We start from the raw sequence: 10,976 nt of genomic DNA on the forward strand, positions 1-10,976 counted from the left end.
CCCCCACCGGCCGCTCACCGACGGACCGGCATCGGCCCGCCGGCCACCATCGCGACGGCATCGGTCTCCGGATCTTTGAGCATGAGCGCGCCCGACGCGCACTCGACGGCGGGGAAGACGGGCGCTTCGGGGACGCCGTAGTCCGCCGGCTCGTGGAACCGAGCGGCGAGCACCCACTCCCGGGCGCGCATGCTCGACCCGTCGCTCATGGCTGGAGGCGTCGGTCGAGCATCTCCGCTTCGCGGAGGTGATCGGGGGCGCGCCCGTACCGGATCGCGAGCAGTTCCGCGACGATGCTGTAGGCGATCTGATACGGCGTCCCGCCGCCCAGGTCGAGGCCGACGGGCGTGTAGAGCCGGTCGAGCTCCGACGGCGACACCTCGCGGCCCTCCTCGTGCCACTGGTCGGCAATCTCCTCGAATCGTTCGGGCGGTCCCATCAACCCCACGTACGGGACGTCGGACGCGAGGAGTTCGTCGACCGCGATGGCGTCGTCGACGAAGTTGTGTGTCATCACCACGGCGTAGGTGTCGGCATCGAGGTCGAGTTCGTCCCGGACCCGGGCGGGGGAGAGCGACCGAACCTCGTCGGCCGCCGGGAACCGCTCGCTCGTCGCGTCGGCGCCGCGGAACCCGGCGACGGTGACCCGAAAATCGACACGGCGGGCGAGTTCGACGACCGGGGAGATGTCGTGACCGGTGCCGAAGACGACGAGGTCCGCGGGTGGGGTCACGCCGTCGACGAACACCTCGATCCGCCCGGCTGGACGGGGGAGTTCGACGGTGTCCGACACCCCCTGCCGGCGGAACTCGCGGGCGGCGTCGGCCAGGTCGTCGCCGAACCACGCGGGTGGCTCGTCCGGGATCGGATCGTCGCCGACTGCGACCGCCCGGTCGCCGACGGGGGCCGCCGAGTAGTCCGCGTCGACCACGGTGTAGACGAGGGCGGCCTCGCCCCCGTCGTACGCGTCGACGACGGGGCGATAGCCCGAGTCGAGGGGTTCGAGCAGGACGTCGACGACGCCGTTACAGCCGACGCCGAGGCCCCACACGTCGTCGTCGCCCGTCAGGTCGAACCGCTCGACGCGGGGGGTGCCGTCCGCACGGACCTCGCCCGCCAGGTCGATCAGCACGTCCTCCAGACAGCCGGCGGTGATGCTGCCCACGCCGGCGTCCCCGGCGACGAGCATCTTCGCACCCGGGCCGCGGTACGCGCTCCCCTCGACGCCGACGACGGTCGCCAGTACCGTCGGCTCGTCGGCGTCGAGGGCGTCACGGATCGACGCCATCACCGTCGCCTCGGGCGCGCTCCACTCCTCGTCGGGGATCATCGCGGCCCTCCGCGAGCGGTCGTCGGTCGACGGGTCGGTACGGTCGTCGCTGTGGGATGTCTTGCTAGCATCGGTCGTCACGTCGCCAGTCGTACTCGTAGCCGACGGGGTGCCGTCGGCGTCGTAGTTGTCGTGCGATATCGAACAGGTCGGCGGGATCGGCGAAGGCGAAGAGCCCGTCGAGGTGGGGGCGGGCGATCACCATCCCCCGACAGGCCGGCTCGTACGCCGTCGACGCCGCGAGCGGGTTGAGCCAGAACACCAGCCGCGTCCGGCGGTCGAGCCACGCCAGTCCGTCGGCGAGTTCCGAGACGTCGCCCGTCTCCAGCCCGTCGCTGACGATCAGGACGACCGTGTCCCGGTCGGCGGCGGTCGGGGCGGTGTCACGGACCGTCGTCAGCGCGTGGCCGATGCGAGTCCCCCCACCCCACGCGGCTTCGAGGCGGTCGAACGCCCGGAGCGTCGCCGACGCCGACTCCGCCTCCAGTGCCGCCGTCACCTCGGTCACGTCGGTGTCGAAGAGGAAGGTTCGGCTGTCGCGCCACTCGGCGGACAGCGCCCGGAGGACGCGGACGAGAAAGTCCCGATCTACCGTATCGAGCACCGACCGACTCACGTCGACGAGGACGAGGCCGCGGACCGAGTTCGGCTGGGGCGCCCGCTCGGGCACCTCGACCACGGCGCCGCCGGTGCCGTGACTCCGGCGCATCGCGCGGCGAACGTCCGGTCGGCCGTCGGCCGCGGGGGCGTGGCGCCGACCGGGACGGGTCGCCAGCGCGGCGGTGAGTTCACGGACCGCCGGCGTCGGGTCGGTGCCGACGCCGAGCGCCTCCGCTCGCACCCGCGTCGATTCGCCGACGGGACTGAACCGGGCGACCGACCCCTCGGCGTCGGGCGTCCGCGCCCCCGACTCGGCGCCGACGTGGTCGAACTGGAATCCGTCACCGTCGCCGTCGTCGGTCTCGTCCGTCTCGGCCACGTCCGAGTCGTCGGCGTCGGGAGCGGTCACCGGGGCGAAGCCACCGTCGAGCGACGAGGCGTCGACGCCGCCCGGGTCGTCCTCGGTCAAGGCGTCGTTCACCACCGTCCAGAACCGCCCGAACAGGCGGTCGAAGGTGTCGAGGTCCTCGGGGCGGGAGACGAGGGCGGATCGGAGGGCCGTCCGGACCGTCGCTTCGTCCTCGACGCCGACGGCGCCGAGCGCCTCGGCGGCGACGAGCGAGCCGTCGGCCGGAACCTCGACGCCGGCGGTGCGGAGGTGGTCGACGAACCGAACCAGCGCGGTGCGGACGCGTCGGACCGGGGTCAGCGGGGTGTCTCCCCCGCCCTCGCCGAACGAGTCGGGGTCGGAGTCGGAGGCCATCGATGGTCAGGACGGGGCGTCCTCGGCCGCCGCGAGGAGGGCGGACATGGTCTCGTCGTCGAGGCGGTCGACGTCCTCGACCTCCTTCAGCAGGCAGCCGACGGTCGTTCGGATGTCGGACTCGGTCAGCGGGTCGTCGCCGTCGCCGTTCGGGCCGTCGAGGACGGCCAGCGCCCGCGCCCAGTCGAGCGTCTCGGCGACGCCCGGGGGCTTGAGCAGCGGTTCCTCGCGGAGCCGGCCGGTCACGTTACAGACGGCGGCCGCCACCGCCGCGTCGAGTTCCGGCACCTTCCGCCGGACGATGCTCCGCTCCTTCTCGACACTCGGGGGCTCGACGTGGAGGTACAGACAGCGCCGCTTGAGCGCGTCGCTCAGCGAGCGGGTGCGGTTCGAGGTGATGATCACGATTGGCGGTCGCTCGGCGCTCACGGTGCCGAGCTCCGGAATCGTCACCTGGAAGTCCGACAGCACCTCGAGCAGGAGGGCCTCGAACTCCTCGTCGGCGCGGTCGACCTCGTCGATCAGGAGGACGGGCGGGCGGTCACCCTCGTGGCGGAGCGCGCGGAGGAGCGGGCGCTCCAGCAGGTACTCCTCGGTGAACACCGAGTCCTCGCCGTCGCCGGACTGGACGGCCAGCAGCTGCTTGGTGTAGTTCCACTCGTAGAGGGCGCTCTCGGCCGCCAAGCCCTCGTAACACTGGAGGCGAACGAGGTCGGTCCCGAACCCCTCGGCGAGCACCTTCGCGAGTTCGGTCTTGCCCGCGCCGGGTTCGCCCTCGACGAGGAGGGGTCGCCCGAGCTTCAGCGCGAGCAACACCGTCGTCGTGAGTTCGTCCCCGGCGACGTAGTCCGTCGCGTCGAAGACCGACTGCAGCTGCTCCCGCGTCGGCGTCTCGAAGTCGGCGTGCGTGTCGTCCGTCATGAAGCGGGCGAAGGTTACGCCGACCCGGCGATGACGCCAGTGCCGTCGCCGGCCTCCCGAAGCGCGCGCTCGGCGTAGCTCTCGAGCAACTGCGCTCGGAACGCCGCCGAGGCCTGGAGGTCGTCCATCATCATCATCTCGTCCAACTCGTCCGCGGCGCTCTCGGCCGCCCGCCGGACCAACTCGTCGTCCGGCGTCGTCCCCCGAAGTGCCTCCTCGACGGGATCGAGGCGGACGCCGTGATCCATGATGCCGTTGGCGGCGACGCCGACGTCCTCGACGATACCCGCGTCGACCGTCAGCGAGACGGCGACGCCGACCATCGCGTACCCCGAGGAGGGACTCGGCTTCTTCGCGTACGCGCCCGTCGCCGCCGGCCGCGCCGGGAACTCGACGTGTGTGAGGAGTTCGTCTTCGGCCACGTCGGTCGCGTACATGCCGAAGAAGAAGTCGTCGGCGTCGACGCGGCGCTCGCCGTCGGGCCCCCGCACGACCATCGTCGCATCGGCCGCGAGCGCGGCCGCCGGCAGGTCGGAGGCGGGGTCGGCGTGCGCGAGGTTGCCGCCGACGGTCCCCCGGTTCCGGACCTGCACGTCGCCGACGGCGTGCGCCGCCTCCGCGAACACCGTGACGTTCTCCCGAACGACCTCGGACTCGTCGATGGTCGCGTAGTTCGTGAGGCCGCCGATGGACACCGTCCCGTCCGCGTGGTCGATGCCCCGCATCTCGTCGATGCGGCTGATGTCGACGAGGAGATCCGGGCTAGCGAGCCCCGACTTCATCGTCGGCAGGAGGCTGTGCCCTCCGGCGAGCACCTCGGCTTCGGGGTACTCGGTCAGCAGGTCGAGCGCTTCGTCGACCGTCTCGGGTCGCTCGTAGTCGAACTCGTCGGGGTACATCACTCCTCACCTCCGTCGGTCGCGGCCGTCGCGTTGGCCGCCTGCCACACCCGTTCGGCCTTCAGCGGCATGTCGATGTGCTCGACGCCGAGCGGCTCTAACGCGTCACAGACGGCGTTGACGACCGCCTGCGGCGCGGCGATGGTGCCGGCCTCGCCGACGCCCTTGACTCCGAGTGGGTTGACCGGGCTGGGCGTGCACGTGGAGTCGGTTTCCATCTCCGGGATGTGCTCGGCCTTCGGGACGGTGTAGTCCTGCATCGACCCCGTCACCAGTTGGCCGTTGTCGTCGAACTCGGCGCCCTCGTAGAGCGCCTGACCGATACCCTGTGCGACGCCGCCGTGGATCTGTCCCTCGACGATCTTGGGGTTGATCTGGTTGCCCACGTCGTCGACGGCGACGTACTGCTCGATGTCTATCTCGCCGGTGTCGGGGTCGACCTCCACGATGGCGGCGTGGACGCCGAACGGGAACACGAAGTTGTCCGGATCGTAGAAGGAGGTCGCTTCGAGGCCGGGCTCCATGTCGTCGGGCATGTCGTGGGCGAGATAGGCCTGCGTGGCCACCTCGGTGATCGTCATGGAGCGGTCGGGGGCGCCGGCGACCCGGAAGTCACCGTTCTCGAACTCGACGTCCTCGGGCGCGGCCTCCAGCTGGTGGGCGGCGATCCGTTTCGCTTTCTCGACCAGCTTCTGTGAGCTCTTGACGAGGGCGCTCCCGCCGACGGCGGCGGAGCGGCTGCCGTACGTCCCCATCCCCTGTGGAATCTCGTCGGTGTCGCCCTCGACGACCTCCACGTCGTCGTAGTCGACGCCGAGTTCGTTGGCGACGATCTGGGCGTAGGTGGTGTCGTGTCCCTGCCCGTGTCCGGAGGTGCCACAGTACGCGGTCACCGTGCCGGAGGGGTGGAAGCGGACGAGACCACTCTCCCACAGGCCGGCCTGTGCGCCGAGTTGGCCGGCGAGTTCCGAGGGCGCGAGCCCACAGGCCTCGATGTACGCCGAGAGGCCGACGCCGAGATACCGTCCGTCCTCGCGCGCCTCGGCCTGTCGCTCGCGGAACGCGTCGTAGTCGAGGTGATCGAGCGCCAGGTCGAGGGTCTTCTCGTAGTCGCCGCTGTCGTACTCGACGGCGACCTGGGTCTGGTAGGGGAACTCCTGGACGAAGTTTCGCCGCCGGAACGCGGCGGGGTCCATCCCCAACGCTTTGGCCGCGCGGTGGATCATCCGCTCGACGAGGAAGGAGGCCTCGGGACGGCCGGCGCCGCGGTAGGCGTCGACCGGCGGCACGTTCGTGAACGCCCCCTCGACCGAGCAGTGGATCGCGGGCATGTCGTACTGGCCCGACAGCAGGGTGCCGTAGAGATACGTCGGTACCGCGGGCGCGAACGTCGAGAGGTAGGCGCCGAGGTTCGCCTTGGTGTCGACGCGGAAGCCGAGGATGTCGCCGTCGTCGGAGAGCGCCATCTCGGCGTGGGTGTCGTGACCCCGGCCTGGGGCGTCCGTGAGGTACGTCTCGGTCCGCCGGGCCGTCCACTTCACCGGCCGCTCGTGGCGCTTGGCCGCGAGCGCCACCAGCGCCTCGTCGGCGTAGTGGTGGATCTTGCTCCCGAAGCCGCCGCCCACGTCCGGCGCGCGCACTCGAAGCTTGTGTTCGGGGTGGTCGATGACGCCCGACATGAGCAGGCGGTGGAGATGCGGGTTCTGGGAGGTCATGTGAACCTCCAGTTCGTCGTTCGAGGGGTTGTAGTCCGCCACGGCGGCGCGGGGCTCCATCGCGTTCGGGATCAGCAACTGGTTCTCCACGTCCAGGTCGACGACGTGGTCGGCGTCCGCGAATGCCGCGTCGGTCTTCTCGGCGTCGCCGATCTCCCAGTCGAAGGCAGTGTTGTCGCCGGCGTCGTCGTGGACGACGGGGGCGTCGTCGTCGAGCGCCTCGGCGGGGTCGGTCACCGCGTCGAGGCGGTCGTAGTCCACCTCGATCCGCGTGAGCGCGTCGTGGGCGACGTAGCGCTCCTCCGCGACGACGACGGCGAGGGCGTCGCCCTGATAGCGGACGCGGTCACCGGCGAGGATCGGGTGCTCGACCTGTTCGAGCGAGTCGAGCAACCAGCCGGTCGGGAGGTTGCCCGGCACGTCGAGGTCGTCGGCGGTGATCACGTCGAGGACGCCCTCCAACGCCTCGGCGTCGCTCGTGTCGATCCCGTCGATGCGGGCGTGGGCGTGCTGGCTCCGCTTGATGGCCACGTGGACCATGTTCGGCAGTTCGATGTCGTCGGTGTACTCCGCGTCGCCGGTCAGGAGCGCGGGGTCCTCACGGCGCTCGATGGCGGACCCGAGGATGTCCGCGGCGTCGACGTCGTCGGGGTCGATGGACTGGACGCCCTCGTCGGGGGCGACCATCGTCAGTCACCTCCTCCGTCCGCCACGGCCGGTTGCTCCTGCATCTTCTCGGCGGCGGTCTCTACCGCACGGACGATGTTCTGATAGCCCGTACAGCGACAGAGGTTGCCCTCCAACGCCTCCCGGATCTCCTCCCGAGTCGGGTCGGGATTGTCCTCCAGCAGCTGCGTGGCGGTCATCATCATGCCGGGCGTGCAGTAGCCACACTGCAGGCCGTGTTCCTCCTGGAACCCCTCCTGGATGGGGTGGAACTCGCCGTCGTCGGCGAGGCCCTCGACGGTCGTCACCTCGCGGCCGTCGGCCTGAACCGCGAGGACGGTACAGGACTTGACGGCCTCGCCGTCGAGGTGGATCGTACAGGCCCCACACATGCTGCTCTCGCAGCCGACGTTCGGACCGGTGTATCCGAGTTCGTCCCGGAGGACGTGGATCAGCAGGGATCGGGGTTCGACGTTCAGTTCGTGGTCGGTGCCGTTTACCGTGAGTGAAATTTCCGCTGCCATGGTCAGATGAAGTTGCTGATGCGGTCACGGAGCCCGGACGAGCCGCCGCCGACGTCGCTGAGCTCCGTCTGAATCTGTTTGAAAAAGCGGCCGACGACGCGGTTGGCGACCGGGTTGATGACGCGCTGGCCCATCTGGGCGACGCGGCCGAACACGTCCGCCTCGGTCCACCACTCCACGTCGACGCCGTCGTCCGTCTCGACGAGCGTCATCCCCGAGTCCATCTCGAACGAGGAGTCGCTCGCGCTCCCCTGTCCGGAGGCGTCCATCTCGGGGAACTCCCGTCGGTCGATGGTGACGACCGTCTCGAATCGGGGTTTGACGCTCCCGACGCCGACCTGTACGAGCGCGGCGTAGTGCCCACCCTCCGTCAGGCCGCGTTCGGCCACGTCCTCGGGGTCGGCCTCCGGGAGCGTCGGCGGGTCCTCCCGCTCCGCCGCCTCGTCGGCGAGGGCGTCGAAATCCACGTCGTCGGGGTCGTCGACCTCGACGAGGAACTGACAACCCGGCAGCGCGTTCTTGACCATGATCGGGTCCGAGAGGGCGAGCCAGACCTCCTCGGTGGTCACGTCTTCGAGGCCGAACGTGCCGTCGAACTCCATTATCGGGTCACCCCGGACGGTACGGCTGTGTTAAGTGTTTGTACCATCATCGGCAATCTACCGTGACAGTAACCATATTAAGCAACCTAATAAGCCTTTTGAGGAATAAAGTTGGTATATATGGTTACGTTGCGCTAGCGATTCGGTCTAGCACGGAGTGAAACGAAGCTATTTCCAGTTACGTCCAGTTCAGAGAACTGAATTCAATTTCTCTATTAATGTTTTTTAGTTTCGTCATCGTCGCGGCACGGACGGGGCGGCAGAGCGAAGTGGCCGGCTCCCGTACCGACGATCATGACCGGACACGTCGGTCGGGTCGCGCTTCGGGTGACCGACCTCGACCGCACGGTCGCGTTCTACGAGGACGTGATCGGCCTGGAGATCCTCGACCGGGCGGACGGCCGCGCTGTCCTCGGCGTCGACGACCCGCTCTTGGTCCTCCTCGCGGCCCCCGACCGGCCGGCTCGCGGGCCGGACGAGACGGGACTCTTCCATACGGCGTTTCGCGTCCCCTCACGGGCGGCGCTCGGCGACGCCCTCGACCGAATCGAGACGGGGTGGCGCCTCGATGGCGCCTCCGATCACCACGTCAGCGAGGCGCTCTACCTCTCCGACCCCGAGGACAACGGGGTCGAGGTGTACCGCGACCGGCCACGCGACGACTGGCCGGTCGACGACGAGGGCCGGGTCGGGATGGACACCCTCCCGCTCGCACTCGACCCCCTGCGCGACGCCGCGGCCGGCGCCGATCGCGCCCCGTCGGGGACGGATATCGGCCACGTCCACCTCGAAGTCGCCGACCTCGACGCGGCGCGGGCGTTCTACGTCGACGGCCTCGGCCTCCGCGTCCGGCAGGCGATGCCCGCGGCGCTCTTTCTCGCCATCGGCGAGTATCACCACCACGTCGGCTGTAACGTCTGGAACGGACGGTCGAAGCCAGCCGAAGGACGGGGGCTGGCGTGGATCGAACTCGTCGTCGACGACACGGAGACGATTCGGGAGCGACTGGATCCGGACGCCGTCACGGACCGCCCGGACGGAATCGACGTCGACGGCCCGAACGGGATCACGGTCCGGGTGCGGCGACGGTAAGGCCGGAGCGGACTACCCGATCAGCAGCCGCAGGTTGTAGACGGTGGTGAAGGCGCCGACGAGCGCCAGCATCGCCGGTGGCCCGTAGTAGAGCGCGGAGTCGTCGTCACGGGCGCCGTAGAGACTGATCACCAGACAGAAGAGAAAGGCAAGCAGCTTCATGCCGATCAGCCCCCACAGTCCGAAGCTCTCGATTACCGTCCGGAGCAGGACGTTCCCCTCGTTCACCGAGGCGCTGTAGCCCACGAGTGCGAGCGTCGTGACGATGTCGCCGACGCCGTAGGTGAGCGTCGCGAGGAACCAGAGCCGTGAGAACTCGGTGGGATCGAAGGGCGTTTCGTCCAGCGAAACCGAGACGACGGAGTTCATACGGGGAGGTGGCCGGCTCGGGTAATAACCCCACCCTCCAAATTATCAGGATCGAAACGTGGCCGCCGCCGATACCGGGACGTATATGCCCGCGAGCGCGGTACGACACCGTATGGACCTGTTCGGTCGGGGCGACGACGGCGACGACGGCGAGCCCCGCGTCGCGCTCTTCGTCGACGGCCCCAACGTGCTCCGCGGGGAGTTCGACGTCGACCTGGACGACGTCCGCGAGGCCGCCGCGGCCGCCGGACGCCCGGCGACGACCCGCCTCTACCTCGACGAACACGCCACCCCCGAACTCGTCCAGGCCGCGGAGGCCCGCGGGTTCGAGGTGGTCGTCACCAGCGGCGACGTCGACGTGAAACTCGCCGTCGACCTCACCCGCTTCGCCGTCGAGGGGCGGGCGGACGTCGTCGCCGTCGCCTCCCGGGATACGGACTTCAAACCCGCCATCGAGGCGGCCAACGCCTGCGGCCTCCGGACGCTCGCCATCGCACCCGGCGAACACGGCCGCTCGGACGCCCTCCGCAACGCCGCCGGCGAGAGCGTCACGCTCGACGGCGACGCCGACGCGTAACCTTTTCGCGCCGTGCGCCCCCACGCTCGCCCGTGACCGAGCCAGACCTCGACACGCCGGTTCTCGACGACCACCTCCACCTCGACCCCGACAACGGGCGAGGGCTGGACGCCGTGCGCGACTTCCGTCGCCTCGGCGGGACGCACCTGCTCGTCGTCAACAAGCCGTCGTGGCATCTCGGCGTCGAAGCCGAGACTGGCGACGACTTCCGCGCGGTCTTCGACCGGACACTCGACATCGTCGCCGACGCCGACGACCTGCTTCCCGGCCGGGCGTGGCCCGTCCTCGGCGTCCACCCCGGCCTGATCTCGCGGCTCGTCGACGAGCGTGGCTTCGCGCCCGACGAGGCCCGCGACCTGATGCGGGCCGGCCTCGACGCCGCCGCCGAGTACGTCCGCGACGGGCGCGCACTCGCGCTCAAATCCGGGCGACCCCACTACGACACGACCGACGCGGTGTGGGACGCCTCGAACGCGGTCCTGAAACACGCGCTCGCGCTCGGCGCCGACGCGGACTGTGCGGTCCAGTTGCATACGGAGGCCAGCGAGGACCTGACCGACATCGCCGAGTGGGCCGAAGCGCGCGGCCTGCCGGCGCGGAAGGTGGTCAAACATTACGCGGGGCCGACGCTCGCGGGACCGACGCCGAGCGTGATGTGTCGGAAAGAGTGGCTCCGCGAGGCCGCCGAGAGCGGGGCGCCGTTCCTGATGGAGACGGACTTCGTCGACGACCCCGACCGGCCGGGGGCGGTGATGGGACCGAAGACCGTGCCCCGTCGCGTCCGGGCCCTGTTGGACGAGGGATACGACGACGCCATCCGGCGGGCGCACGTCGAGACGCCCGCCGACGTGTACGGAGTCGACACCGAGGCGACGCTCTCGGCCCGGACGAACGCATAGGAAAGGTCTTTGAGTCCAC

At 69.9% G+C, this 10,976-nt stretch carries 12 protein-coding genes; 3 read left to right on the forward strand and 9 right to left on the reverse strand.

Annotated elements, in window-relative coordinates; genetic code table 11:
• Positions 1–14: 14 nt before the first annotated feature.
• Genes DU484_RS16120 through DU484_RS16155 form a run of 8 tightly spaced genes read right to left on the reverse strand, consistent with a single transcriptional unit; the run spans position 15 to position 8,020 of the window.
• A complete protein-coding gene (locus DU484_RS16120; RefSeq protein WP_114606439.1) occupies positions 15–209 on the reverse strand; it encodes a hypothetical protein in 195 nt (64 codons plus the stop codon).
• Positions 206–1,411 (reverse strand): XdhC family protein, encoded by a 1,206-nt coding sequence (locus DU484_RS16125; RefSeq protein ID WP_222844863.1) that lies wholly within the window; start codon positions 1,409–1,411, stop codon positions 206–208. Before DU484_RS16125 ends, DU484_RS16120 begins: the two co-directional genes overlap by 4 nt.
• Complete coding sequence (locus DU484_RS16130) at positions 1,395–2,693, reverse strand: VWA domain-containing protein (RefSeq protein WP_114606440.1); 1,299 nt, start codon at positions 2,691–2,693, stop codon at positions 1,395–1,397. The genes DU484_RS16125 and DU484_RS16130 overlap by 17 nt, the downstream gene beginning before the upstream one ends.
• Positions 2,694–2,699: 6 nt before the next feature.
• Positions 2,700–3,614 (reverse strand): AAA family ATPase, encoded by a 915-nt coding sequence (locus DU484_RS16135; protein WP_114606441.1) that lies wholly within the window; start codon positions 3,612–3,614, stop codon positions 2,700–2,702.
• A 14-nt stretch (positions 3,615–3,628) separates the two neighbouring features.
• Entirely contained in the window at positions 3,629–4,513 is an 885-nt protein-coding gene (locus DU484_RS16140) for an FAD binding domain-containing protein (protein WP_114606442.1), read from the reverse strand.
• On the reverse strand, positions 4,513–6,915 hold the full coding sequence (locus DU484_RS16145; protein WP_114606443.1) for a xanthine dehydrogenase family protein molybdopterin-binding subunit: 2,403 nt from the start codon (positions 6,913–6,915) through the stop codon (positions 4,513–4,515). Before DU484_RS16145 ends, DU484_RS16140 begins: the two co-directional genes overlap by 1 nt.
• 2 nt (positions 6,916–6,917) lie before the next feature.
• A complete protein-coding gene (locus tag DU484_RS16150; protein ID WP_114606444.1) occupies positions 6,918–7,418 on the reverse strand; it encodes a (2Fe-2S)-binding protein in 501 nt (166 codons plus the stop codon).
• 2 nt (positions 7,419–7,420) lie between these two features.
• Positions 7,421–8,020, reverse strand: coding sequence for a CoxG family protein (locus tag DU484_RS16155; RefSeq protein WP_114606445.1), 600 nt, complete (start codon positions 8,018–8,020; stop codon positions 7,421–7,423).
• Positions 8,021–8,314: 294 nt separating this feature from the next.
• On the opposite strand from DU484_RS16155, the gene DU484_RS16160 reads away from it, so the two are divergent.
• Complete coding sequence (locus tag DU484_RS16160; RefSeq protein ID WP_114606446.1) at positions 8,315–9,112, forward strand: VOC family protein; 798 nt, start codon at positions 8,315–8,317, stop codon at positions 9,110–9,112.
• Positions 9,113–9,124: 12 nt separating this feature from the next.
• Here DU484_RS16160 and DU484_RS16165 read toward each other — a convergent pair whose 3' ends face one another.
• A complete protein-coding gene (locus DU484_RS16165) occupies positions 9,125–9,481 on the reverse strand; it encodes a hypothetical protein (RefSeq protein ID WP_114586966.1) in 357 nt (118 codons plus the stop codon).
• A gap of 112 nt (positions 9,482–9,593) precedes the next feature.
• Between DU484_RS16165 and DU484_RS16170 the strand changes: the two genes are divergently transcribed.
• Together DU484_RS16170 and DU484_RS16175 are read left to right on the forward strand one after the other, a co-directional pair.
• Positions 9,594–10,058 (forward strand): NYN domain-containing protein, encoded by a 465-nt coding sequence (locus DU484_RS16170; RefSeq protein WP_114586967.1) that lies wholly within the window; start codon positions 9,594–9,596, stop codon positions 10,056–10,058.
• Positions 10,059–10,090: 32 nt separating this feature from the next.
• A complete protein-coding gene (locus tag DU484_RS16175; protein WP_114606447.1) occupies positions 10,091–10,957 on the forward strand; it encodes a TatD family hydrolase in 867 nt (288 codons plus the stop codon).
• Positions 10,958–10,976 lie beyond the last annotated feature (19 nt).

It is taken from the genome of Haloplanus rubicundus (assembly GCF_003342675.1).
Taxonomy (GTDB): Archaea; Halobacteriota; Halobacteria; order Halobacteriales; family Haloferacaceae; genus Haloplanus; species Haloplanus rubicundus.

What these genes read in the sequence shown, in the direction of transcription:
- DU484_RS16170 (WP_114586967.1), top strand. Translation starts at nt 9,594, where the DNA reads ATGGACCTGTTCGGTCGGGGCGACGACGGCGACGACGGCGAGCCCCGC.
- DU484_RS16140 (WP_114606442.1), bottom strand. Translation starts at nt 4,513, where the DNA reads ATGTACCCCGACGAGTTCGACTACGAGCGACCCGAGACGGTCGACGAA.
- DU484_RS16165 (WP_114586966.1), bottom strand. Translation starts at nt 9,481, where the DNA reads ATGAACTCCGTCGTCTCGGTTTCGCTGGACGAAACGCCCTTCGATCCC.
- DU484_RS16160 (WP_114606446.1), top strand. Translation starts at nt 8,315, where the DNA reads ATGACCGGACACGTCGGTCGGGTCGCGCTTCGGGTGACCGACCTCGAC.
- DU484_RS16135 (WP_114606441.1), bottom strand. Translation starts at nt 3,614, where the DNA reads ATGACGGACGACACGCACGCCGACTTCGAGACGCCGACGCGGGAGCAG.
- DU484_RS16155 (WP_114606445.1), bottom strand. Translation starts at nt 8,020, where the DNA reads ATGGAGTTCGACGGCACGTTCGGCCTCGAAGACGTGACCACCGAGGAG.
- DU484_RS16145 (WP_114606443.1), bottom strand. Translation starts at nt 6,915, where the DNA reads ATGGTCGCCCCCGACGAGGGCGTCCAGTCCATCGACCCCGACGACGTC.
- DU484_RS16120 (WP_114606439.1), bottom strand. Translation starts at nt 209, where the DNA reads ATGAGCGACGGGTCGAGCATGCGCGCCCGGGAGTGGGTGCTCGCCGCT.
- DU484_RS16130 (WP_114606440.1), bottom strand. Translation starts at nt 2,693, where the DNA reads ATGGCCTCCGACTCCGACCCCGACTCGTTCGGCGAGGGCGGGGGAGAC.
- DU484_RS16150 (WP_114606444.1), bottom strand. Translation starts at nt 7,418, where the DNA reads ATGGCAGCGGAAATTTCACTCACGGTAAACGGCACCGACCACGAACTG.